The sequence below is a fragment of the Stenotrophomonas sp. LC732 genome (genome assembly GCF_052446685.1).
GTDB classification, from domain to species: Bacteria; Pseudomonadota; Gammaproteobacteria; order Xanthomonadales; family Xanthomonadaceae; genus Stenotrophomonas; species Stenotrophomonas muris.
The window spans coordinates 1,291,670-1,314,088 of the sequence record NZ_CP199214.1 but is presented as its reverse complement, the minus strand read 5'-3'; the positions used below and the strand labels follow the sequence as shown (position 1 = coordinate 1,314,088).

The following is a 22,419-nucleotide window of genomic DNA, read 5'->3' as shown; positions in this document are numbered from 1 at the left end:
AATCGCATAACGTCCCGCTCGTCCCCCTGGCCCAGGGCGTCATGGGCACCCGGCGAACACCGGGTGCCCATGCAGTCTGATACTGAAGCTGGCCGATATCCCGGCAACTGTCAGTATCAGGGTGCCTCTACTGCCCACAACACATCAGCTCCGCTTGCATATCTGACCAGCGTGAATGCGGGGGCCCGATAGACAACCGTTCTGGTGGCCTTGGCGGGAACAGGCAGGCGCTGCTCCGGCAACGACACCTTCGCAGACGGGTCACCTGCCGGCAGCACCCAGAACGTGCCGGCAGCATTGCCGATCACGATGTGCACGTGCCCTGCGAGATCGTTTACCTGGAAATAATCCATGCCATCGCGCTCGAACCCATAGACCAACCAGCCGGGATCCACGCTCAGGTCTTGTGCTTGAGGAGTCGACTGGCCGAGTCCTTGGCCGGCCAACTTGATTCCATGGTCGTCACTCGGGGCAAAAGCAAAAACGGATACCGGCACCAACATCAATGCACCAGCAAATGCATGAATTCGGAAACTTCTCACACTGACCTCCAGGTTGGATGCGATACGGATCAAGAAGGATGCTACCGCCAATCGCATCAGCATATACCGGGCGGACTCCGCAGTGCCTGTCGGAGATAATCCACTGGATCGATGCAAACCCATGCCACGCCGAAGCTGCCTCCGAAATCGCCAATACCCGCGGCGAAACCCGCGCACGGTGCGGGTCAGCGGCATCTGCGACAAGGACCTGGACAGGCGCGTGCAACAGCAGGATGTCGTCGATTGTGTGACGGCGAACACAGCGGACAGCATCAACCGCCGAACGTGGCGGGTGCAACGGCTGAAACGCGATCGACACATGGGCGCACTGATTGTGGATGATTCACCGTCCTCTGGTGGCTATGCCGCCGCACTGCCGGGCATGTAGGGCCTCGAAGCATGGGAAGCCGCCGATTGCAGCGCAAAGGGAGGCCAGACACCTCGATTGCACCCATCTCCAACTGTCGATAGTGTCTGCGGAAGTGGTCAGTCATCATTGGCCGGGAGATGAGAGGCGCGGGCTTGGACCGATTCAAAGAAGCAATTGAACTGAGCTTCCGGATCCGACCCGTCGGAATCGCACTCGCGGCCGTCTACGCCCTGGGCTGCCTTGCCTCGCGTCAGTTCTCGCTGGATCAGTTCTTCCTGCCCGCGGGCATCCGGGCAGCGGCACTACTGATCGTCCCGACCCGCCTGTGGCCCTACCTGCTGCTTGGCGAGTACGCGTACTTCGCAACCTTGCGCATTCCCATGATCGACAGCTACGGCCTGGCCTGGGTCATCCTGGCCTCGACGCTGCTGATGCCGGTGGCGATGCTGGTGGTCTACCTGCATCGCATTAGAATGCCATCGGAGTCCGCCACCGGCCTCTGGTTGCTGTCGTTGACCTTCTGCATGGCGTTGTTCGTCCCGGCTCTCAATATGGGCATTTCATTTGCTCTGTGGTCGAACCCACCGCCGAGCAACCTGCTTAGCGCAGTTGATCGCACGATCTTCGGCCACTTCGCCGCCATCATCACCCTCGTGCCGTTGGCATTCCTCTGGTCGCGACGACACGCGGCCCCCAATTGGACGCGCCGCTTTGCTGCGCCTACGGTCACGGCCATCCTGGTGATGCTGGTCCTGGGCCTGTGCATGCAGCTTACGGCCATCAGCGCCCACACCACACGCACCCACCTGGTACTGCTGTCCTCCCTCCCAGCGATCGCCCTGACCTTCATGCATGGGTGGCGTGGCGCTGCCATCGCGATTCCGCTGTTGAACCTTCCACTCCATTTCGCCACACCCAGCACCGGCCTACCGTCCTCGTTCGACCTGGGCACCTTCGCCACCCAGCAGAACATGGCCGTGATGAGTGTCGCACTGCTCGCCCTGGGGTCCAGCATCAGCTATCACCATGAGCGTGCACGGTGCCGTGGACTGGCAGAGGAAACCGCGTTGCGCCTGGCACGTAGTTCGCACCAGACCCGTGAGCGTGAGCTTCGCGAGCGCGCCTCCCATCTCAAGCAACTCGGCGAAGGCATGGACAGCTCGCTCGGCGAGATGGTCAGCTGGCTGAAGGCGCAGGGGCATCATGCGGTGGCCAACAGCCTGCAGCACGCCTCATCCGTGCACTCGCGGCTGTTCCGTGAACAGGCCAGTCTGGTCTACCCCACGGGGCTGGAGCAGGTTGGGCTGTATATCGCGCTGCGGGTTAGCGGCGCATGCGAAAGCTGGGACAACTCCCATCGCGTGATTCCGCCCCGGCTGGAGGGCAACCCCTGCCTGCTGACTGTCGACCTGCAGCTCGCCATCTATCGCTCGCTGATCGAGGCGGTGTCGCTGCTGCTGGAACTGGAGTCGGGACAGGTCAGCGTGCGCGCCCGGAGCGGCCAGGCGGGCGACCGGCGCGGCATCGTGGTGGTCGTTGGCCTGCTTGACCGCGGTCGCACGCTGTCGAACCGGACCGTTCAGCAGGCCATCGAGCGTCTGGCCGGCCGGATAATGGCCTACGGCGGCACGGTGCATTGCCGTGGCAACCGGCTCCGGCTCGTCCTGCACGAATCGCTTGCGGGTACAGCGGCGGCATTCGCATCGCCTGCCTGATCGGTGAACGACGCGCAGGGCACGCTGCTCCGGCTAAAGTTGCACCCGAAACCGCCGCTATCCGTGCCGAGTCCCTCCCTCGTGAGCCACCGCATCATGCCCGTCCTGCCGCAGGCCGCCGTCGATGGCGACCTGGCCGATCCGCTGCCGCAGCGGATCCTGCTGGTCGAAAACTCCCGTGCGTTCACCGGCATGCTGCGCGAGGCCATCGAGCAGCGCCTGGAACTGCCGGTGGTGATCGCTTCCACCCTGGCCGAGGCCGATCGCCTGCTGAGCGAGGATGGGGGCTGGTTCCTGGTACTGACCGGGCTGGTGCTGGCCGACGGCGACCGCGACGCGGTGGTCGAGTTCTTCCTCAGGCGCGGCCTGCCCACCGTGGTGGTCAGCAGCGTCTACGACGAGGATCTGCGCAAGCGCGTACTGCAGCAGCAGATCATCGACTACGTGCTGAAGAACACGCCGGGCAGCATCGACTACCTGGTGTGGCTGGTGCAGCGCCTGGAGCGCAACCGGCGCATTGCGGCACTGGTGGTGGACGACTCGCCGTCCGCGCGCGGCTATGCCGCCGCCCTGCTGCGCATGTATGGCCACGAGGTGCACGAGGCCGCTGACGGCAACGAGGGCCTGGCCGCGATCGACGCGCATCCTGCGATCCGCCTGGCCGTGGTCGACCAGGAAATGCCGGGCATGCAGGGCGTGGAGTTCACCCGCCGCCTGCGCACCCTGCGCTCGCGCGACAAGGTGGCGGTGATCGGCATTTCCGGCAATACCGATGCCTCGCTGATCCCGCGCTTCCTGAAGAACGGCGCCAACGACTTCCTGCGCAAGCCGTTCTCGCGCGAGGAGTTCTTCTGCCGGGTCTCGCAGAACGTGGATCAGCTGGAGCTGATCGGCACGCTGCAGGACCTGGCCACCCGCGACTTCCTCACCGGCCTGCCCAACCGTCGCTGCTTCCTGGAACAGAGCCAGCGCCAGCTGCCGCAACTGCAGCTGCATGGCCAGTGCGTGGCGGTGGCAATGATCGACATCGACCACTTCAAGCACATCAACGACACCTACGGTCACGAAGCCGGCGATGACGCGCTGCGCGCGGTGGCCGGTGCGGTGGCCGCGCATGCCCGCAGCCACGACCTGACCGCCCGCTTCGGCGGCGAGGAGTTCTGCCTGCTGGTGCCGGACATGGAGCAGGACGAGGCCCTGCTGTACTTCGAGGAACTGCGCCAGCGCATCGCCGCGCTGGAAGTGGACATCGGCACTGCCACCCTGCGCATGACGGTCAGCATCGGCCTGTGCTGCCTGCGCCCGCAGCGCGATGCACTGCATCGGCTGATCTCCGAAGCCGACCGCCAGCTGTACCTGGCCAAGGCCGGCGGCCGCAACCGGGTCAGCTGCACCACGGTGGCCAGCCCGCTGCGCCCGCGCGAGTCCGCGCTGACCTGACCGGGCAGCCTTGATCCAGATCAACGCCGCGCCAGCGCGGCAGCTCTACAGTCAGCCCCGACATACGCATGAAGGGGAGCCGGGGATGGCACTACTGGTCTGGCAGGACGATCTGAACATCGGCATCGATGTGATCGACCAACAACACCGCCGCATCATCGAGATGCTCAACCATTTGCACGTGGCCCAGGCCAGCATGCAGCGTGCGGCAGTGGGCGAGGTGATCGACGAAGTGGTGGACTACACCATGTCGCACTTCGCGTTCGAGGAAGAACTGATGGAGGAAGCGGGCTATCCGTTCTGTGCCGCGCACAAGCGCGTGCATGAAGTCTTCATCAAGCGGGTATCGGAGTACCGCATGCGCCTCCAGGCCGGCGAGGACATCAGCGATGAACTGCGCACCATGCTCTCGCGCTGGTTGTTCAACCACATCCGCGGCGATGACCAGGCCTACGCCGAACAGGTCAAGGCGCACTTGAACCAGTTCGCCCGCGAACACCAGGGCGGCGGTTGGCTGGGGCGCACGCTCAAGCGCTTCTTTGGCTGAGCCGCAGCGCGCGCCGGTGCAGGGCCACCAGCGCGCACAGGGTCGCTGCCGCAGTCAGGCACAGGTAGTAGCCGACCGCGACCAGGCCGAAGCGTTCCGCCAGCCAGGTGGCCAGGTACGGCGCCGGCGCCGCACCCAGAATGCCGGCCAGGTTGAATGACAGCGAGGCGCCGGTGTAGCGCACTTCCACCGGGTAGATCTCGGCCAGGAAGGTGCCGCAGGGGCCGTAGGTCAGCCCCATCAGGAACAGGCCCAGGCACAGGAACGCCGTGACCAGCCAGGGACTGTGCGGCTGGAACAGCGGAGCGAACAGCACGCCGAAGCCGATGATCAGCACGCTGGCCACGATCATCGTGCGACGCGTGCCCCAGCGGTCGCCATAGCGCGCCGACAACGGGATGCCCAGCGCGAAGAACAGCATGCCGGCCATCTGCATCAGCAGGAACTGCTCGCGGCTGTAGCCCAGCACGGCGGTGCCATGGCCGAGGCTGAACACGGTCATCAGGTAGAACAGCACGAAGGTGGCGAACGCCCCCAGCGTGCCCAGCAGCATCGCCACCGGATGGTCACGCAGCACCGTCCACATCGGCAGCCGCACCGGCGCCTTGCGCTCCAGTGCCTGCTTGAAGTCGGGCGTCTCATGGATGTTCAGGCGCACCCACAGGCCCAGGCCGACCAGCAGCGCGCTGGCCACGAACGGAATACGCCAGCCCCACTGCAGGAAGTCGTCCTGGCTCAGGCAGCGGCCGAGCGCCAGGAAAATGCCCGCCGACAACAGGAAACCGATCGGCGCGCCCAGCTGCGGGAACATGCCGTACCAGGCGCGCTTGCCCGGCGGCGCGTTCTCGGTGGCCAGCAGCACCGCCCCACCCCACTCGCCGCCCAGCCCCAGGCCCTGGCCGAAGCGGCACAGCGCCAGCAGCGCGGGCGCCCACAGGCCAATCTGCGCGTGGGTCGGCAGCAGACCGATCAGCACCGTGGACAGGCCCATGGTCAGCAACGCGGCGACCAGGGTGGCCTTGCGGCCGATGCGGTCGCCGAAATGGCCGAACACCGCCGAGCCGACCGGCCGTGCGATGAACGCCACCGCGAAGGTCGCCAGTGACTGCAACAGCGCCGCCTGTTCGCTGCTGTCCGGGAAGAACAGGTGCGGGAACACCAGCACCGCGGCCGTGGCGTAGATGTAGAAATCGAAGAATTCGATGGTGGTGCCGATCAGGCTGGCCAACAGGACGCGGCGGGGAGAGTTCACGGGCGGTGCGGCAGCGGTGATCGTCGACATCGGCAACACGGGTAACGGCGGATCGCCCGATTCTGCCACGGGCCGGTGGCCGCACGGGACGATGGTTTCAGCCGACACCGATGCCAACGAGGGTGGCAGGCGCCATTGTTCTGCAGGTTCTCGCCCCTGCTCGACCACATTCCACGAAATGCAGCCGAGCATCGGCTCGGCTCCACAGGTGGGCGCAAGTCCCGACGCCGTTACAGCTGGATCCAGGTGGCCTTGATCTCGCTGTACTTGTCGAACGCATGCAGCGATTTGTCGCGCCCATTGCCGGACTGCTTGTAGCCACCGAACGGGGCGGTCATGTCACCGCCATCCCAGCCGTTCACCCAGACGCTGCCGGCGCGCAGCTGGCGTGCGACGCGATGGGCGCGGGCAAGATCGCGCGTCCACAGGCCGGCGGCGAGGCCGTAGCGGCTGTCATTGGCCAGGCGCACCGCTTCGGCTTCGTCGTCAAAGCCGAGCACCGCCAGCACCGGCCCGAATACTTCCTCGCGCGCCAATGCCTGGTCGGGGCTCACCTGATCGAACACCGTGGGCTGCACATAACAACCGCCCGCCTCGACATCGGCGCGATGACCGCCCAGCAGCAGGCGGGCGCCCTCGCTTTCGGCACGCACGATATCCCCCATCACCTTGTCCAGATGCGCGGCATCCACCAGCGCGCCCATCGGTGCGTCGGCGTCAAGCGGGTGGCGCGGCTGCATGTGCTGGCCGTAGGCAACCACCTGGTGCACGAAATCCTCGCGGATCGAGCGCTGCACCAGCAGCCGTGACCCGGCAGTACAGACCTCGCCCTGGTTGAAGAAGATGCCCCGTGCCACCGCCTTCGCAGCGGCATCCAGATCGGGGGCATCGGCAAACACCACGTGCGGGCTCTTGCCACCACACTCCAGCCAGACCCGCTTGAGGTTGGACCGCCCTGAATACTGCAGCAGCCGCGCGCCGGTGGCCGTGGAGCCGGTGAACGCCAGCACGTCCACATCCATGTGCAGGGCCAACGGCTCACCGACGCGCGCACCGTGGCCCGGCAGCACGTTCAGCACGCCCTCCGGCAGGCCCGCTTCGGCGGCCAGCGCCGCCAGCCGCAACGCACTCAGGGGCGAGCGCTCGGAAGGCTTGAGCACCACCGAGTTGCCCATGGCCAATGCAGGCGCGATCTTCCAGCACGCCATCAGCAACGGGAAATTCCACGGCACGATCGCCGCCACCACGCCGGCGGGCTCGCGCGTGACCAGGCCCAGCTCATGCGGGCCGGTGGGCGCGACCTCACCGTACAGCTTGTCCACCGCTTCGGCCGTCCAGCGCAGGCAGCGCACCACGCCGGGCAGGTCGATACGACGCGCATCACGCACCGGCTTGCCCATGTCCAGGGTTTCCAGCAGGGCCAGCTCGTCCGCGTGTTTTTCCACCAACGCCGCCAACGCCAGCAGCACGCGCTTGCGATGGGCCGGGCTGGCCTGTGACCAGTGGCCCGCATCGAAGGCACGCCGCGCCGCGCCCACTGCGCGCTCCACGTCCTGTGCATCGCAGTCGGCGACCACCCCCAGCACGCGACCATCAATCGGGCTGATGCAGTCGAAGCGCGCGCCGCTGGCAGCGTGGGTGTAACGACCCTCGATAAAGGCCTGTCCGGGTATCGAAAGCTGCTGGGCCAGTGCCTGCCAGTGGCTGCGGTCGGGAAAGTCGGCCATGTCGGGCTCCTCGGAACAGTTTCCCCGGTTATACCGGCGCGGCCGCGACTCCACCGTGACGTGGCTGCGCTACATTTCCCCCATCGGACCCGATGGAGCTGGCATGAAGCGTTCCGCGAGCGACCTGCACGATCTGGCCACCCGACGCCCGGAGTCATTGGAGGCGTACTGGATGCCGTTCACCGCCAACCGCCAGTTCAAGGCCGCGCCGCGTGTGCTGGTGCGTGCCGAGGGCATGCACTACGAGGATGTCGACGGCCGCCAGATCCTCGATGGCACCGCCGGCCTCTGGTGCTGCAACGCGGGCCATGCACGGCCGCGCATCGTCGAGGCCATCGTCGAGCAGGCGCGCACGCTCGACTATTCGCCGGCCTTCCAGATGGGCTCGCCGCCGGCCTTCGCGCTGGCGCAGCGGCTGGCCGCCTTGGCGCCGGGCCCGCTCAACCATGTGTTCTTCACCAGCTCCGGTTCCGAGGCGGTGGATACCGCGATGAAGATCGTGCTGGCCTACCACCGCCAGCGCGGCGAGGGCCAGCGCACCCGCTTCATCAGCCGCGAGAAGGCCTACCACGGGGTGGGTTTCGGCGGCATGGCGCTGGGCGGGCTGCCCAACAACCGCAAGCCGTTCGGCCTGCAGCTGGGCGGCGTCGACTACCTGCGCCACACCCTGGACCTGCCGCGCAATGCGTTCAGCAGGGGCCTGCCACGCCAGGGCGCGGAGCTGGCCGATGACCTGGAACGGCTGATCGCGCTGCATGATGCCTCGACGATTGCCGCCGTATTCGTTGAACCCATTGCCGGCTCAGCCGGGGTGATCCTGCCCGCACCGGGTTACCTGCAGCGCCTGCGCGAACTGTGCGACCAGCACGGCATCCTGCTGGTGTTCGACGAGGTCATCACCGGTTTCGGCCGGGTTGGGATGCCCTTCGCCGCGCAGCGCTTCGGGGTCACCCCGGACCTGCTGACCTTCGCCAAGGCGGTCAGCAACGGCGCGGTACCGCTGGGTGGCGTGCTGGCCAGCGACGCCGTGCATGCAACCCTGATGCAGGCACCGCCACAGGCCATCGAGCTTTTCCATGGCTATACCTGTTCGGGGCACCCGCTGGCCTGCGCCGCGGCGCTGGCGACGCTGGAGGTCTATGCCGAGGAGCGTCTGTTCGAGCGCGCCATCGAGCTGGGCGAGTACTGGCAGGAACGACTGCATGCGCTGCAGGGCCTGCCCAACGTGATCGACATCCGCAACTTCGGCCTGGTCGGCGCGGTTGAGCTGGCGCCTCGCCGCGATGCGCCGGGCAGCCGGGGCTACGAGGTCTACCGGCGCTGCTTCCACGACGGCCGACTGCTGGTGCGCTGCACCGGCGACATCATCGCGCTGTCGCCGCCGCTGATCGTGGACAAGGCGCAGATCGACCAGATCACCGGCACCCTGGGCGAGATGATCCGGGCCACCGCCTGAGCCCGGGCCGGTGGTGGCGAGCGGGTACAATGGGCGGTTCCGCTCCTGCTCGCTGCCGTGCCCATGGATATCGTCGTCAAAGAAGAACTCAAGGCCTACATCGACCCGCTGACCGCGGACGAACATGACGCGCTGGAGCGCAGCATCCTGGCCGAAGGCTGCCGCGATGCGCTGGTGTTGTGGGGGAATGTACTGGTCGATGGCCATAACCGTTTCGGCATCTGCCAGAAGCATGGCCTGCCCTTCAATACCGTGCAGAACACCCGCTTCCAGAGCATGGAAGACGTGCACCTGTGGATGATCGAACAGCATCTGGGCCGCCGCAGCGTGTCCGACTTCCAGCGCGGCGTGCTGGCGCTGCGCAAGCGCGACATCCTGGCCGCCCGCAAGCAGGTCGAGCAGGCGCAGCTGCAGCGCGAGAGCGATGGCACCGCCGACGTCGCCGATGAGACCGGTGAAGACAGTCCGCCGTGGGAACCGGCACCGAAGATCAGCCGCGCCGAGCTGGCGCGCGAAGCCAAGCTGAGCACCAGCCAGGTCGGCATGATCGAGCGCATCCACGCCCAGGCCGCCGCCGAGGTGGTGGAAGCGGTCAAGGCCGGCGTGATCTCGATCAGCGCCGCCGCCGCCGTGGCCGACCTGCCGGAAGAAGAGCAGCGCGCCGCCGCCGCCGGTGGCAAGGACGAGCTGAAGCAGGCCGCCAAGCGCGTGCGCGAGTCCAAGCGCAAGCCGCGCGCACCGAAGCCGGAAGCGGCCGAGATGGACTTCGAGGAACCGGACGAGGAGCAGATCGCCAGCCGCGACGCCGAAGTGCTGTCGGCGCTGGAACAACTGGGCGAGGATGCCCCGGCACTGCGCCGCCGCGTCGTCGCGCTGACCCGCGAGAACGACACCCTGCGCGCGCAGCTGGCTGCGTTGCGCAAGCAACTGGAAGCGCTGTAAGCGCTCTCGACGCGCTTCTGTGGAGCCGAGCCCATGCTCGGCTGCTCTTTGCCACGCGCAAGGCAGCCGAGCATGGGCTCGGCTCTACAGACAGGCGTCACCGGGCTGCGGTTAGACTTCCGGCATGACGCCTGCCCACGATCCGCGCCGCGCTCAGCTGCGACGCCTGAAAGCCCTCGCACTGGGCCTGCTGCTGTTGATGCTGGCCGGATTCGCGGTCAGCCACTGGCAGGGCGAACGCGGCATCTGGGCCTGGGTCTCGGCGTTCTGCGAGGCCGCAGCCGTGGGCGCACTGGCCGACTGGTTCGCCGTCGTCGCGCTGTTCCGGCGCCCGATGGGCCTGCCGATTCCGCACACTGCGATCATCCCGCGCAGCAAGGAACGCATCGGCGACAGCCTCGCCCTGTTCGTGCGTGACCAGTTCCTGGAACCGCAGGTGCTGCTGGCCAAGCTGCAGGTGTTCGATCCGGCCAGCCGCCTCGGCAGTTGGCTGGCCGACCCGGCGCGCTCGCGGATGCTGGCGGACATGGCACGCGGCTGGGCCCTGCAGGCACTGGACTTCTTCGACGAGACAGCGGTGCGCCGGCAGCTGCATGCGTTCGTGGTGCAGCAGCTGCGGCAGTGGAATGCCGCCGCCACCGCCGGTGAGCTGCTGGCCCTGCTGACCGCCGACGGGCGCCACCAGCGCGTGCTGGACGAGGGCCTGCAGCGGCTCGGCCGCTGGCTGGAACAGCCAGAAGTGAAGGAACGCGCCTCGCAGCTGATCGTGCGCTACATCCAGCGCGAATGGCCGACGCTGTCGAGCACGGTGAACTGGGTGAAGCCGATCGATGAGATCGGCGACAGCCTGGCCGAGCGCCTGGCGCGGGCGGTGCTGGAAGAACTGCAGCAGGTATTGGCCGAGCCGCAGCATCCGCTGCGCCAGGACTACGAGACCTGGCTGCAGAACTACGTGCAGCGCCTGCGCGAGGACCCGGCCCTGGCCGAGCGCATCGAACAGCTCAAGCGGGAAATGATCGACCACCCCGCCCTGCAGGACTACGTGCAAGGGCTGTGGGCGCGCATCCACGCCAGCCTGCGCGACGACCTGCAGCGCGAGGACTCGGCGCTGGTCGGACACCTGCAGCGCAGCCTCGCCTCGCTGGGCGCCAGCCTGCAGGCCGACCCGGCCCTGCGCGAGGCCCTCAACCAGCACCTGCTGGAAGGTGCGCAACGCCTGACCGGCCGCCTGCGCGAGGGTGTGACCACGCATATCGCGCAGACCGTGAAGGGCTGGGACGAGCGCCATCTGGTCGAACAGCTGGAACTGAGCGTGGGCCGCGACCTGCAGTTCATCCGCTTCAACGGCACGCTGGTGGGTGGGCTGATCGGCCTGTTGCTGCATGCGGCGACAGTGGTGTTCAGGTTCTAGGCCCCGGTGCGCCCCCGGATCATCATGCTTGATTCATAAAATGCGAATGCCTATCATTTACTGATCGGTTGTACGCTTAGCCAAGCGGGCGCGGAAGACGCGCCCATCGCCCGTGTACATCCCCGACCTCTGGATTGCCCGCCTGCGCGGGCAGTGCTTCGTCGATGGGACACGCTGGGCGACATGCGCAGGGCGCAAGGGGGCCGCGGACGCGTTCCATCCCCTCCCCTACCTGCAGGAACGCCGTGGACCGCTCGCCCGCAACCGCCAGCCCCCGCACCTTCTTCTCCAATCCACGCTGGGGCGTGCTGTCACGCTCGCTGGCCGCGATCTTCGGCGGCTACGCGCTGGCTTCGGCCACCAGCGTGTTCTGCGCGGTGGCGCTGCCCGGTGCGCGCGGCCAGGCCGTGCTGACCGGCATGCTGCTGGCCATCCTGGTGGCCGCCTGCGCAGCGCTGTGGGCGTTCGCGACCCGCAGCGCGCTGCGCGCCTGGGTGGGCATCCTCGCGCCCGCGCTGCTGATGGCCGCCATTGCGCGCCTGCTGGGGGCCTGGGCATGAAGAACGGCTTCCGCCAGTCGATGGCCTGGCTGCATACCTGGACCGGCCTGCTGGTCGGCTGGTTGCTGCTGCTGATCTTCATGGCGGGCACCGCCAGCTACTATCGCGAGGAAATCAGCCGCTGGATGCGACCGGAACTTCCGTCCAGCCAGGTCAGCATCGATGTCGCCGCGCAGCGCGCCGTGGATTACCTGCAGGCCAATGCGGCGCAGGCCGGGAACTGGTTCGTCACCCTGCCGCAGCCGCGCAACCCGGCCATGCAGATGTTCTGGCGGTTGCCACCGGAGCTGGCCGATCCCAGTCGCGGCCGTCGCGGTGGCTTCGGCGAAGCCACGCTGGACCCGAATACCGGCCAGGCACTGAAGGCACGCGAAACGCGGGGCGGTGATTTCTTCTACCGCCTGCATTTCGACCTGCACTACATCCCGGTGCTGTGGGCGCGCTACCTGGTCGGCTTCTGCGCGATGTTCATGCTGGTGGCGATCATCACCGGCGTCATCACCCACAAGAAAATCTTCAAGGACTTCTTCACGTTCCGCAAGGACAAGGGCCTGCGTTCCTGGCTCGATTTCCACAACGTCAGCGCGGTGATGGCCCTGCCCTACCACGCGATGATCACCTACACCGGCATCGTCACCCTGATGGTCATGTACCTGCCGTGGGGGGTGAAAGTCGCCTACCCGCAGGACGAAGACAAGTTCTTCAGCGAAGCCTTCGGTGGCATGCCGGAGGTGACCGCGCCGGCCGAAGGACGCGCCACGCCGCTGCCGATCGCGCAGCTGCTGGACAGCGCACGTGCGCACTGGCACGGCGTGGAAGTGGCCGGCTTCACCGTGTCCAACCCGGGGGCGGCCAATGCGGTGATCGACATCCGCCAACGCGACGGCAAGCGCCTGTCCACCGACACTCCCGCCGTTCGCTACAACATGGTCAACGGCACGTTGCTGGAGGAAACGCCTCCATCCGGCGGCGCCACCGCCACCCGTGGCGTGCTGTACGGCCTGCACCTGGCGCGCTTCGCCGATTGGGGCCTGCGTGCACTGTTCTTCCTGTCCGGCCTGGTCGGCTGCCTGATGGTGGCCAGCGGCGTGGTGCTGTGGGCGGTGAAGGAACGGCCGAAGCATGCCAAGAGTGGGCGCACCGGCTTCGGCCTGCGCCTGGTCGATGCGCTGAACATCGGCACCGTGGCCGGCCTGCCGATCGCTTTCGCGGCCTACTTCTGGGGCAACCGCCTGCTGCCGCTGGACATCGCCGGGCGCGCGAGTGCGGAGGCCAGCGTGTTCTTCTACGCCTGGGGCGGCGCGCTGCTGGCCGCCTTCATCTGGCCGAAGCGGATGATGTGGGCGTGGCAGCTGTACCTGGGTGCGGCTGCGTTCGCGCTGGTACCGGTGGTCAACGCGCTGACCACGCACGCGCATCTTGGCATCACACTGCGCAGCGGTGACTGGGTACTGGCTGGCGTCGATCTGTCGATGATCGCGTTCGGTGCGATGCTGGCGCTGTGCGGCTGGCGCATGCAGCGCTGGACGCCACCGCTGAGCGCGGCCGAGAAGAAGAAGCGCGCCGCCGCCGCAGCAGCACCCAGGGCCCCGGTGGACGCTGCGGAAACCGCCGAAGCGGAGGCCAGCGCATGATGCTGCTGGCACTGGCCCTGTCGTTCTCCGCGTTCACCGCGTTGTCGCTGGCGATGGAAAAGCACCAGCACGACCTGCACGGCAGCGCCGCAGCCACGCCCGCACGGCGCACCCAGTGGCGCGTGCTGGGCTGGGCCCTGCTGACGGTGGCGTTCGCGCTGTGCGTGATCGACCACGGCTGGGCGATGGGCCCGGTGCTGTGGCTGGGCACGATGACACTGGGCGGTCTGGCGCTGTCGTTCGGGCTGTACCCGTACCGGCCGAAGTGGATCGCGGCGTTGGCGATCGTGCTGCCGGTGCTGGGGCTGGTGGTGGCGGTGCTGTAGCCGGGCCACCGGGGTCGGATCCCTTTCGCGAAGCGCAAGGGCTCTGACCCCTGGTGCGTAGATCCGGATGGGGTCAGAGCCCCTGCGCTTCGCGCAGGGGATCCGACCCCGGGCGTCGCGATTACCCCAACCGCTTCAATTCCCACGCGCGGTGGATGCGCGCGTTGCGCTCGAAGTCCGGGCCGATGGTGCGCGCGGTGATCTCGCGGCACTGGGCGAATTCGGCGATGGCGTTCTCTTCCAGCTTGAAACGGCGGAAATTGTTGGAGAAGTACAGCACGCCGCCCGGCGCCAGCCGCGCCACGGCTGCACGCAGCAGCTTGATCTGCTCGCGCTGCACGTCGAAGTCATCGGCGCGCGCGGAGTTGGAGAAGGTCGGCGGGTCACAGAAGATCACGTCGTACTGGCCACGGTCGCCCTCCAGCCACGCCATCGCGTCGGCCTGCACCAGCAGGTGCTGGTTGCCGCCCTGCCCGTTCAACGCCAGGTTGTCGTAGCACCACTGCAGGTAGGTCGCCGACAGATCGACGCTGGTGGTGCTGGCGGCACCGGCCACCGCCGCCTGCACACTGGCCACGCCGGTGTAGCAGAACAGGTTGAGGAAGCGCTTGCCACGTACCTGCTCGGCCATCATCCGGCGCAGCGGGCGGTGGTCGAGGAACAGGCCGGTGTCCAGGTAGTCGAACAGATTCACCTGCAGCAGTGCATTGTTCTCGCGCACCACGATGAACTCGTCACGCTGCTCGAAGCGGCCGTACTTGCTGCCACCCTTGCCGCGCTCGCGCGACTTCATCGAGACCTGCTCGGGCGGCACGCCGAACACTTCGCGCGCAGCGGCCAGCAGCTCGTTGCGGCGGCGGCGCACGTCGTTCTCGGGAATGGCAGCCGGTGCGGCGTATTCCTGCACGTGCAGGAAGGTACGGCGCTTGCCGCCGTCTTCCTCGTAGACGTCGATGGCGGCCGCGTACTCCGGCAGGTCGGCGTCATAGGCGCGGAAGCAGGTGATGTCTTCGCGGGCACGCCAGCTCTTGAACTTCTTCAGGTTCTTGCGCAGGCGGTTGGCCACCATCTGCGCGCCTTCGCTCAGCTCGCGCGGCTGTGCCGGATCACGGCCCGGCACGGCGATCGGGTCGCAGACGATCAGCGCACACTCCAGCGCACCATTGAACATCTGGTACTTCTTGCCGGCGCGCAGGCCGGTGGCGAAGGCCAGTTCGTCGTTGCCGCACAGCAGGCTGGCGCGCCACTGCGGCACCGCCTTCTGCAGGGCGTTGCCCAGCGCGCGATACAGCGCCGGATCGGCGGCCAGGCGTTCGTCGTACGGCGGGTTGCAGACCACCGCACCGATCTCCTGCTCCGGCGCGGACAGGTCGGCCACGTCGGCGCGCGTGAAGCGGATCGCGTGGGCGACGCCCGCGACCTCGGCGTTCTCGCGTGCCGCCTGGATCGCGGTCGGATCGATGTCGCTGCCGTGGATGACTGGCTTCAGCGCGGCCAGGCCGGCCGCTTCGCGCTCACGTGCTTCGCTCTGGATGGACTTCCAGGCGGCCTTGTCGAAGCCCAGCCAGCGGCTCGGCGGCAGGCTGCCATGACGCATCAGGCCGGGAGCGACGTCGGCGGCCATCAGCGCACCTTCGATCAGCAGGGTACCGCTGCCGCACATCGGATCCAGCAGGCCACCACCGGCAGCGTGCAGGCGCGGCCATTGCGCGCGCAGCAGCAGCGCGGCGGCCAGGTTTTCCTTCAGCGGTGCCTCGTGGGCAGCACCACGCCAGCCACGGCGATGCAGCGGGCCGCCGCCGAGATCGATCGACAACGAGGCACGGCCCTTGCGCAGCGACAGGTTGACGCGCACGTCGGGCAGATCGGTGTTGACCGAGGGGCGTTCCAGGCCTTCATCGCGCATGCGGTCGACGATGGCGTCCTTGATCCGCTGCGCGGCGAAGCGGGCGTGGGTGATCTTGTCGCCGGACACGTGCGCGTCCACCGCCAGGGTCATCTCCGGCGTGATGTGCTCGTGCCACGGCAGCGCACGCACGCCGTCATACAGGGCCTGCTCATCCGGGCACTCGAACTCGTCGATGGGCCACAGCACGCGGCTGGCCAGGCGCGACCACATCACGATCCGCAGCGCCTGCGCCAGTTCGCCCTCGGCGTTGACGCCGGCAATGGTGGCAGTGGCCTTGCCAAGGCCCAGGGCCGACAGTTCATCGGCAAGCAGGTATTCCAGGCCCTTGGCGCAGGAGACGAAGAATTTCACGGGATCGGTTCGCAGGTGGTCGGGCGCGGCACAGGGGCCGGGCCGGTCGGAAAGGAGGGCCGTAGGCACGGCCGGCTGGCCCGCGCCGGGGGCGGCGGGGCTGCCATTGTAGTCAATGCGGGCGGGCGCGCCGTGCGCCCGGGCTTCACAGTTGCCGCAGCAAGCGTTCGAAGGCCTGCGCGGAAGCCGCCACGTGGCGCTCGAGGCGGTGGCCGTCGTCGACCAGCAGCAGCTGCGCCGAGCGCGCCTGCGCCCACGCGATCACTCCCGCTGCTGGCACCACGTCGTCATGCCAGGCCTGGACCACGGTGGTCGGCACGGCGGCGGCGTCCAGCGCCGGCATCGGGCCCATCGTGGTCGGCGGCACCATCAGGAACAGGCCGGCCACCGGTACCTGCAACGAGGCGATGGCGGAAATGTAGGCGCCCAGGCTGGAGCCGGCCAGCACCACCGGCCCTTGCCGGGCCGCGATGGCGGCGCGCTCGACCAGGCGGCGCAGGCGGGTCGGCACGTCGCCTACCCGGCTGACCTCGCTCATCGCGTCCAGGTCGGTGTAGTCCGGGCGCTCATGGGTCCAGCCCAGGCGCTGCGCCACGTCGGCCAGCGCGGTGACCTTGGTCGCTTCCGGGCCGCTCTCGAAGCCATGCGACAGGATGCAGTGGCCGCGGCTCATGCACGTGCTCCGTGCGAGCGGGCCAACGAGGAAAGAGAAGGCAGGTTCATGCCGCAATGCTAGCATCGCCGGATGCCCAACCCGCTCCTGCCCGGCCTGCAGCTGCAGCCCCTGCCCTACGAAGACCGTCTGCCGCTGCGCGACCCGGCCACGCTGGAGATGGTGGTGATCCACTGCACCGAACTGCCCGATCTGGCGACGGCCCGCGAGTACGGCGAGCGCGTACTGTACGACAGCGGCGCCGGCAACAGCGGGCACTTCTACATCGACCGCGATGGCAGCGTGGTGCAGTACGTGGCACCGGAACGCGTGGCCCATCACGTGCGCGGCATGAACGCGCATACGCTGGGCATCGAGCTGGTCAATACCGGGCGCTATCCGGACTGGTTCGACAGCCGCCACCAGGCGATGGACGAGGCCTACACCGAGGCACAGCTGCAGGCGCTGGAACAGCTGCTGCTGGCGCTGGTGGCGCACTACCCGTCGCTGCGACGGATTGCCGGGCATGACCAGCTGGACCTGGAACGGGTGCCGGCCAGCGACGATGCGACGTTGACGGTGGCGCGCAAGCGCGATCCGGGGCCGCTGTTCCCGTGGGCGCGGGTGCTGGCGAAGGTGCCGTTGCAGCCGGTTGGGTAAGCGGCAGGGCTGCGCCCTGCACCCGCAGAGGCAACGGCAACGTCAACGTCAACGTCAACGTCAAACGCTGGCATTCCGTGGGATGGCGGGGTGGGTCCGGTTGCGGACACCCCCGCAACCGGCCCCACCCCGCCTTCGACAGTTCTCCGCGATCCTTCGAATCGACACGGGGTCGGATCCCGTTGCTACGCAACGGGCTCTGACCCGATTTTCGGTTGATGGGGTCAGAACCATTCTCCGTTGGAAAACGGATCCGACCCCGCGCGGCTCAGGCGCCGGTCGCCACCGGGCGGCTGCTGTCGCTGACCCACCCGCTCCAGGAGTCGGCGTAGATGCGCGCGCCGGACAGGCCGGCCGTTTCCATCGCCAGCAGCAGATGGCAGGCGGTCACGCCGGAGCCGCACATCAGCACCACCTGCTGCGGATCGCGGTTGCCGATCACGCCCTGCAGTTCGGCGCGCAGCGCCTGTGGGTCGCGCAGGTGGCCATCGAGTACGTTCAAGGCGAACGGGCGGTTGACCGCGCCCGGCACGTGGCCGGCGACCGGGTCCAGCGGCTCGACGTCACCGCGGAAGCGCTCACCCGCGCGCGCGTCGACCAACCAGCCCGGCGCGTGCTTCAGCCGTGCGCTGATTTCATCGGCGTTGGCGATCTGGGTGGTGTCGAAACGGCCCGGGTAGGCAGGTAACGCCGTCACTTCAGTCGGCCCGCTCGCCAGCGCGTGACCGGCGGCCTGCCAGGCGGCAATACCGCCGTCGAGCACGGCCACCCGGGTGTGCCCGATCAGCCGCAGCAGCCACCACAGGCGCGAGGCGGCCATGCTGCCGTCGCTGCCGTCGTAGACCACCACCTGGGTTTCGGGACCGATGCCCCACGTACCGAGCTTCGCGGCGAACGCATCGCTGTCCGGCAGCGGGTGCCGGCCATGGCCGCTTCGGGTCAGATCCGACAGATCACGGTTGAGATCGGCATGCACCGCAGTCGGTATGTGCCCTGCCAGATACTGGCCGCCCGCCGCCTGCGGATCGGCCAGCGAAGCACGCGCATCGACCACGCGCACGGCGGTGCTGGCGGTGGCACGCGCGTCGACGACGCGCACGCCTGCGCCCAGCGCAGCGGCAAGGGTGGTGACATCGACCAGGGTGGTCCACGGCGGATCGATCGGCTTCATTGCACTTGCTCCAGGCGACGACGCAGGTTGTAGAGAATGGCGGCGGTCGCGCCCCAGATGCGCTGCCCCGGCCAGCCATACTCCAGGACGTGGCGGACCCGGCCGCGATGAGTGATTTCGACCTGGCGCAGGCTGTCGGGCGCCATCAGATAATCCAGCGGCACCTCGAACACTTCGGCCACTTCGCTGGGCTGCGGCACCGGCACGAAATCCGGGTCGACCACCGCCACCACCGGCGTGACCCGGTAGCCGGTGATGGTGACGAAGGGATCGAGATACCCCAGCGCCTGCACCTGGCCGGGCGCCAATGCGATTTCTTCCTGGCTCTCGCGCAGCGCGGCCGCCAATGCGTCACGGTCATCGGGCTCGGTGCGGCCGCCGGGGAATCCGACCTGGCCCCCGTGCGTGCGCAGGGTTTCGGTGCGGCGGGTCAGGATCACCTGTGCGCCGTTGGCGCGCGGGACGATGCCGGCCAGCACCGCAGCCTCCACCGGAGGCCCGGGCGGCAGCAGGTCGATCAGCTCACTGCGGTTCCAGCCGTCGCCGGCCGGCGGTTGGGCCAAGGGGTGCAGCGCGCGCATCAGTCGCTCGTGGTCGGCCAGCGAGCCACGCAGCGATTGCTGCAGTTGTTCGCGCAGGGGCTGCACGCGGTGCAGGATGCGGCTGCGTTCCTCGTTGCTCATCGACGACCACCGCGCGATCTCATCGATATGCCGCGCGCAGCCGGTGCATTGCCGGTACGGATCCAGCGTGCACACTCCGATGCAGGGACTTGCGACAACACGCGCCGTTTCTTCCATTGTTTGCACCCGGCAACAGTAGCGCGATCGGGCTGAATTTGCGCGGGTGGCCCGGCCCAACGGTAGAGTCGACTGTCAGTCGACGCTCGCGCGCAGCGCGGGCGTTTCACCGCCAGGGGCTGCACAAACAGAAACGCGCCGGTGGGATCACCGGCGCGTTTCGTTTGCTGTTTCGATTTACTTGACGCTGACCAGCTTGATCTCGAACTGCACAGCCACGTTCGGCGGGAACGGGGTGCGCGGGTCGGCACCGTAGGCCTGGTCCGGCGGCAGGGTGACTTCCCACTTCGAGCCGGCCGGCATCTGCAGCAGGGTCTCGCGCATGGCCTTCATTTCAACTTCGCTGACCTTGATCGACGGGATCTGCTGGGCCGGGCGGGCTTCGGTCGGGCGCTGGCCGTACGGGAACGGACCGGCCACTTCCAGCTGCACGGTGCTGGCCTGGGTCGGCTTGGCGCCCTTGCCGGCTTCGATCACGCGGTACTGGACGCCGCTCGGCAGGGACTGCACGCCGGCCTTGGCCTTGTTCGCCGCGATGAACTGATCGCTCTTGGTCTTGTTTTCGGCAGCCGCCTTTTCGTACTCGGCCTTGGCAGCCTGGGCACGGCCCTGCTCGCGCTTCTGGAACGCTTCAACGGCCGGCTTCAGCTGCTCGGCGGTGATCGCCGGCTGCTTCTTGGCGTAGGCATCCTGCAGGCCCTTCACCACCGAGTTGATGTCCAGCTGCTCACCGCGACCGGTCAGCTCCGCCAGGTTGTTGCCGTAGTCGTAACCGAAGTAATAACTCAGCTTGCCCTTCTCGGACGCGATGTCCTGGGCGAAGGCATTGCCCGTCAGGGCCAGGGCCGCGACGGCGACCGCGATAGAACGCAACTTCATCAAACAGTTCTCCAGGGGTGGTAACTCAGGGACGTTCTTCGCCGCCCTGAGGCGACGGGTTAGGATAACGGGCGCAACGTGTAACCGCTACTCACGATGCAGGCTATGACCCGTCTGCGTTTGCAGAGTTCAATATCACTTTTTTTTAACGTTCCAGGAGTTTCCCCGTGGCCGATGCCCTGATCGCTGTTGCCGACGAAGGCGCCATCCGCACCGTGACCGTCCAGCGCCCGGACAAGCTCAATGCCCTGAACGCCGCGACCCTGCAGGCGCTGACCGATGCCTTCAGGGACGCCGCTGCCGATCCGGAGGTGCGCGTGGTGGTGTTGACCGGGGCGGGCCCGAAGGCCTTCGTGGCCGGTGCCGACATCGCGGAAATGAACACCCTCAGCGCCGTTCAGGGACGTGATTTCTCGCTGCTGGGCCAGGCCCTGATGCGCCAGATCGAACGCATGCCCAAGCCGGTCATCGCGCGCGTGAACGGTTTCGCGCTGGGCGGCGGGCTTGAGCTGGCGATGGCGTGCCACCTGCGCATCGCCGCCGATACCGCCAAGGTCGGCCAACCGGAAATCAATCTCGGCCTGATTCCCGGCTTCGGCGGCAGCCAGCGCCTGCTGCGCCTGTGTGGCCGCGCCGCCACCCTGGAGCTGTGCCTGCTGGGGGCGCCGATCAACGCCGCGCGTGCGCTGGAGCTGGGCATCGTCAACGAAGTCGTGCCGGCTGACGCGCTGGACAACCGCGTGCAGGACGTCGCCCGCCAGCTGGCACGCTCAGCACCGCTGGCCCTGCGTGGCCTGCTCGACGCGGTGCACGTGGGCGGCGAGTGCAGCCTGGAGGCCGGGCTGGAATACGAAAGTGCGCAGTTCGGCCTGCTGTTCGCCACCGAGGACATGCGTGAAGGCACCAGTGCCTTCCTGCAGCGCCGCCCGCCGGCCTTCCAGCGCCGCTGACGCCATGGCATCCCGACCCAACCCCGCGCAGTTGTTCGCCCGGGTCCAGGCAGACGATCTCGATGGCGCCCTGCAGGCGGGGCTGATGGACTACGTCGCCCGAGCCGGCGACGAACAGCTGCTGTCTGGCCACCCGGACCTTCCGCAGCGGCTGCAGCAGGCCCAGCAGCAACTGCGTACGGCCTGGGCCGCACGCGAACGCTATCGCGCCCGCGCGGTGCGCCTGGCCCGCCGCGAAGCCGAGCGCGATGCACGTCGCACCCCGCCCCCGGCGCCGGACGTGAAGCCCCCCCTGCCCGCCGCGGCGGCCGCGATTCTCGCCCGGGCCAAGGCCCGCGTCACCGGCAAGGAGCCGTAATGGCCACCGCGAAGAAGACTGCCCGCGCACCGGCGCGGCGCGGCGGCCGCATGCCGCGCGCCGACGTGGTGGAAATGTTCACCCGCCTGCGCGAGCTCAATCCGCACCCGAAGACCGAGCTTGAGTACAGCTCGCCGTTCGAACTGCTGGTGGCCGTGGCGCTGTCCGCCCAGGCCACCGACGTCGGCGTCAACAAGGCCACCCGCCGCCTGTTCCCGGTCGCCAACACGCCGGCGAAGATCCTCGCGCTCGGTGAGGATGGCCTGAAGCCGTACATCGCCACCATCGGGCTGTTCAACGCCAAGGCGAAGAACGTGATCGCCACCTGCGCGATCCTGCTGCAGAAGTACGGCGGCGAAGTGCCGCGCGACCGCGAAGCGCTGGAAGCGCTGCCCGGTGTGGGCCGCAAGACCGCCAACGTGGTGCTCAACACCGCCTTCGGCGAGCCGGTGATGGCGGTGGATACGCATATCTTCCGCGTCTCCAACCGTACCGGCCTGGCCCCCGGCAAGAACGTGCGCGAAGTGGAGGACACGCTGGTGAAGGTGATTCCGGCCGAGTTCCTGCTCGACGCGCACCATTGGCTGATCCTGCATGGCCGCTACGTGTGCAAGGCGCGCAAGCCGGATTGCCCGGGCTGCGTGATCGCCGACCTGTGCCGGTTCAAGGAAAAGACCACAGCCGAGACGTGACGCGGATCGTGTTGTGACGAAACGAAGACGGCGGGCACCAGGCCCGCCGTCCGCGTGTATGGACAAGGGTGCTTC

Annotated in this window: 21 protein-coding genes; 13 read left to right on the top strand and 8 right to left on the bottom strand. The window is 67.9% G+C overall.

The annotated features are described in order from the left end of the window. Positions 1-116 precede the first annotated feature (116 nt). Positions 117-575: a hypothetical protein gene (locus tag ACT6SE_RS06300; protein WP_230548564.1), complete on the bottom strand. Its 459-nt coding sequence runs from the start codon at positions 573-575 to the stop codon at positions 117-119. A gap of 489 nt (positions 576-1,064) precedes the next feature. Here ACT6SE_RS06300 and ACT6SE_RS06295 point away from each other — a divergent pair, with 489 nt between their 5' ends. The 3 genes from ACT6SE_RS06295 to ACT6SE_RS06285 all read left to right on the top strand — a co-directional run bounded on the left by ACT6SE_RS06295 (position 1,065) and on the right by ACT6SE_RS06285 (position 4,614). After that, a complete protein-coding gene (locus tag ACT6SE_RS06295) occupies positions 1,065-2,627 on the top strand; it encodes an MASE1 domain-containing protein (RefSeq protein ID WP_046429786.1) in 1,563 nt (520 codons plus the stop codon). Positions 2,628-2,723: 96 nt separating this feature from the next. Beyond that, a complete protein-coding gene (locus ACT6SE_RS06290; protein WP_046429784.1) occupies positions 2,724-4,067 on the top strand; it encodes a diguanylate cyclase in 1,344 nt (447 codons plus the stop codon). 85 nt (positions 4,068-4,152) lie between these two features. Beyond that, a complete protein-coding gene (locus ACT6SE_RS06285; RefSeq protein WP_444811114.1) occupies positions 4,153-4,614 on the top strand; it encodes a bacteriohemerythrin in 462 nt (153 codons plus the stop codon). On the opposite strand, the gene ACT6SE_RS06280 is transcribed toward ACT6SE_RS06285, so the two are convergent. Both ACT6SE_RS06280 and ACT6SE_RS06275 read right to left on the bottom strand, forming a co-directional pair. Then, on the bottom strand, positions 4,595-5,896 hold the full coding sequence (locus ACT6SE_RS06280) for an MFS transporter (RefSeq protein ID WP_032961593.1): 1,302 nt from the start codon (positions 5,894-5,896) through the stop codon (positions 4,595-4,597). The genes ACT6SE_RS06285 and ACT6SE_RS06280 overlap by 20 nt on opposite strands. Before the next feature lie 200 nt (positions 5,897-6,096). Continuing rightward, positions 6,097-7,593, bottom strand: a complete 1,497-nt coding sequence (locus ACT6SE_RS06275) for an aldehyde dehydrogenase (protein WP_046429777.1) — start codon at positions 7,591-7,593, stop codon at positions 6,097-6,099. 103 nt (positions 7,594-7,696) lie between these two features. Between ACT6SE_RS06275 and ACT6SE_RS06270 the strand changes: the two genes are divergently transcribed. The 6 genes from ACT6SE_RS06270 to ACT6SE_RS06245 all read left to right on the top strand — a co-directional run bounded on the left by ACT6SE_RS06270 (position 7,697) and on the right by ACT6SE_RS06245 (position 13,922). Next, on the top strand, positions 7,697-9,049 hold the full coding sequence (locus ACT6SE_RS06270; protein ID WP_014646556.1) for an aspartate aminotransferase family protein: 1,353 nt from the start codon (positions 7,697-7,699) through the stop codon (positions 9,047-9,049). A gap of 63 nt (positions 9,050-9,112) precedes the next feature. After that, a complete protein-coding gene (locus ACT6SE_RS06265) occupies positions 9,113-9,991 on the top strand; it encodes a hypothetical protein (protein WP_014646555.1) in 879 nt (292 codons plus the stop codon). Between the two features lie 124 nt (positions 9,992-10,115). Continuing rightward, the gene (locus ACT6SE_RS06260) at positions 10,116-11,402 is read left to right on the top strand and encodes a DUF445 domain-containing protein (RefSeq protein ID WP_046429775.1); all 1,287 of its coding nucleotides are present in this window, start codon (positions 10,116-10,118) and stop codon (positions 11,400-11,402) included. 245 nt (positions 11,403-11,647) lie between these two features. Then, positions 11,648-11,962, top strand: coding sequence for a DUF3649 domain-containing protein (locus ACT6SE_RS06255; RefSeq protein ID WP_046429774.1), 315 nt, complete (start codon positions 11,648-11,650; stop codon positions 11,960-11,962). Beyond that, positions 11,959-13,596, top strand: a complete 1,638-nt coding sequence (locus ACT6SE_RS06250) for a PepSY-associated TM helix domain-containing protein (protein ID WP_046429773.1) — start codon at positions 11,959-11,961, stop codon at positions 13,594-13,596. The genes ACT6SE_RS06255 and ACT6SE_RS06250 overlap by 4 nt, the downstream gene beginning before the upstream one ends. Beyond that, a complete protein-coding gene (locus tag ACT6SE_RS06245) occupies positions 13,593-13,922 on the top strand; it encodes a DUF3325 domain-containing protein (protein ID WP_046429772.1) in 330 nt (109 codons plus the stop codon). Before ACT6SE_RS06250 ends, ACT6SE_RS06245 begins: the two co-directional genes overlap by 4 nt. 121 nt (positions 13,923-14,043) lie before the next feature. On the opposite strand, the gene rlmKL is transcribed toward ACT6SE_RS06245, so the two are convergent. Together rlmKL and ACT6SE_RS06235 are read right to left on the bottom strand one after the other, a co-directional pair. After that, positions 14,044-16,182, bottom strand: a complete 2,139-nt coding sequence (rlmKL, locus tag ACT6SE_RS06240; protein ID WP_046429770.1) for a bifunctional 23S rRNA (guanine(2069)-N(7))-methyltransferase RlmK/23S rRNA (guanine(2445)-N(2))-methyltransferase RlmL — start codon at positions 16,180-16,182, stop codon at positions 14,044-14,046. Positions 16,183-16,327: 145 nt separating this feature from the next. After that, entirely contained in the window at positions 16,328-16,855 is a 528-nt protein-coding gene (locus ACT6SE_RS06235; protein WP_046429769.1) for an alpha/beta hydrolase, read from the bottom strand. A 72-nt stretch (positions 16,856-16,927) separates the two neighbouring features. Between ACT6SE_RS06235 and ACT6SE_RS06230 the strand changes: the two genes are divergently transcribed. After that, positions 16,928-17,494 carry an N-acetylmuramoyl-L-alanine amidase gene (locus tag ACT6SE_RS06230; protein WP_014646548.1) on the top strand — a complete coding sequence of 189 codons (567 nt, stop codon included), beginning with the start codon at positions 16,928-16,930 and terminating at the stop codon, positions 17,492-17,494. A gap of 268 nt (positions 17,495-17,762) precedes the next feature. Here ACT6SE_RS06230 and ACT6SE_RS06225 read toward each other — a convergent pair whose 3' ends face one another. The 3 genes from ACT6SE_RS06225 to ACT6SE_RS06215 form a co-directional block, all read right to left on the bottom strand. Beyond that, positions 17,763-18,665 carry a sulfurtransferase gene (locus ACT6SE_RS06225; RefSeq protein WP_046429767.1) on the bottom strand — a complete coding sequence of 301 codons (903 nt, stop codon included), beginning with the start codon at positions 18,663-18,665 and terminating at the stop codon, positions 17,763-17,765. Beyond that, the gene (locus ACT6SE_RS06220) at positions 18,662-19,465 is read right to left on the bottom strand and encodes a CoA pyrophosphatase (protein ID WP_046429766.1); all 804 of its coding nucleotides are present in this window, start codon (positions 19,463-19,465) and stop codon (positions 18,662-18,664) included. Before ACT6SE_RS06220 ends, ACT6SE_RS06225 begins: the two co-directional genes overlap by 4 nt. Before the next feature lie 177 nt (positions 19,466-19,642). Next, positions 19,643-20,344: an FKBP-type peptidyl-prolyl cis-trans isomerase N-terminal domain-containing protein gene (locus ACT6SE_RS06215; RefSeq protein WP_014646545.1), complete on the bottom strand. Its 702-nt coding sequence runs from the start codon at positions 20,342-20,344 to the stop codon at positions 19,643-19,645. A 167-nt stretch (positions 20,345-20,511) separates the two neighbouring features. Between ACT6SE_RS06215 and ACT6SE_RS06210 the strand changes: the two genes are divergently transcribed. Genes ACT6SE_RS06210 through nth form a run of 3 tightly spaced genes read left to right on the top strand, consistent with a single transcriptional unit; the run spans position 20,512 to position 22,344 of the window. Beyond that, positions 20,512-21,294 (top strand): enoyl-CoA hydratase/isomerase family protein, encoded by a 783-nt coding sequence (locus tag ACT6SE_RS06210; RefSeq protein ID WP_046429765.1) that lies wholly within the window; start codon positions 20,512-20,514, stop codon positions 21,292-21,294. Between the two features lie 4 nt (positions 21,295-21,298). Beyond that, positions 21,299-21,652, top strand: coding sequence for a hypothetical protein (locus ACT6SE_RS06205; protein ID WP_041863216.1), 354 nt, complete (start codon positions 21,299-21,301; stop codon positions 21,650-21,652). Beyond that, positions 21,652-22,344: an endonuclease III gene (nth, locus tag ACT6SE_RS06200; protein ID WP_014646542.1), complete on the top strand. Its 693-nt coding sequence runs from the start codon at positions 21,652-21,654 to the stop codon at positions 22,342-22,344. Before ACT6SE_RS06205 ends, nth begins: the two co-directional genes overlap by 1 nt. Positions 22,345-22,419 lie beyond the last annotated feature (75 nt).

What these genes read in the sequence shown, in the direction of transcription:
- ACT6SE_RS06290 (WP_046429784.1), top strand. Translation starts at nt 2,724, where the DNA reads ATGCCCGTCCTGCCGCAGGCCGCCGTCGATGGCGACCTGGCCGATCCG.
- ACT6SE_RS06285 (WP_444811114.1), top strand. Translation starts at nt 4,153, where the DNA reads ATGGCACTACTGGTCTGGCAGGACGATCTGAACATCGGCATCGATGTG.
- ACT6SE_RS06280 (WP_032961593.1), bottom strand. Translation starts at nt 5,896, where the DNA reads ATGTCGACGATCACCGCTGCCGCACCGCCCGTGAACTCTCCCCGCCGC.
- ACT6SE_RS06275 (WP_046429777.1), bottom strand. Translation starts at nt 7,593, where the DNA reads ATGGCCGACTTTCCCGACCGCAGCCACTGGCAGGCACTGGCCCAGCAG.
- ACT6SE_RS06270 (WP_014646556.1), top strand. Translation starts at nt 7,697, where the DNA reads ATGAAGCGTTCCGCGAGCGACCTGCACGATCTGGCCACCCGACGCCCG.
- ACT6SE_RS06265 (WP_014646555.1), top strand. Translation starts at nt 9,113, where the DNA reads ATGGATATCGTCGTCAAAGAAGAACTCAAGGCCTACATCGACCCGCTG.
- ACT6SE_RS06260 (WP_046429775.1), top strand. Translation starts at nt 10,116, where the DNA reads ATGACGCCTGCCCACGATCCGCGCCGCGCTCAGCTGCGACGCCTGAAA.
- ACT6SE_RS06250 (WP_046429773.1), top strand. Translation starts at nt 11,959, where the DNA reads ATGAAGAACGGCTTCCGCCAGTCGATGGCCTGGCTGCATACCTGGACC.
- ACT6SE_RS06245 (WP_046429772.1), top strand. Translation starts at nt 13,593, where the DNA reads ATGATGCTGCTGGCACTGGCCCTGTCGTTCTCCGCGTTCACCGCGTTG.
- ACT6SE_RS06235 (WP_046429769.1), bottom strand. Translation starts at nt 16,855, where the DNA reads ATGAGCCGCGGCCACTGCATCCTGTCGCATGGCTTCGAGAGCGGCCCG.
- ACT6SE_RS06230 (WP_014646548.1), top strand. Translation starts at nt 16,928, where the DNA reads ATGCCCAACCCGCTCCTGCCCGGCCTGCAGCTGCAGCCCCTGCCCTAC.
- ACT6SE_RS06225 (WP_046429767.1), bottom strand. Translation starts at nt 18,665, where the DNA reads ATGAAGCCGATCGATCCGCCGTGGACCACCCTGGTCGATGTCACCACC.
- ACT6SE_RS06220 (WP_046429766.1), bottom strand. Translation starts at nt 19,465, where the DNA reads ATGGAAGAAACGGCGCGTGTTGTCGCAAGTCCCTGCATCGGAGTGTGC.
- ACT6SE_RS06215 (WP_014646545.1), bottom strand. Translation starts at nt 20,344, where the DNA reads ATGAAGTTGCGTTCTATCGCGGTCGCCGTCGCGGCCCTGGCCCTGACG.
- ACT6SE_RS06205 (WP_041863216.1), top strand. Translation starts at nt 21,299, where the DNA reads ATGGCATCCCGACCCAACCCCGCGCAGTTGTTCGCCCGGGTCCAGGCA.
- nth (WP_014646542.1), top strand. Translation starts at nt 21,652, where the DNA reads ATGGCCACCGCGAAGAAGACTGCCCGCGCACCGGCGCGGCGCGGCGGC.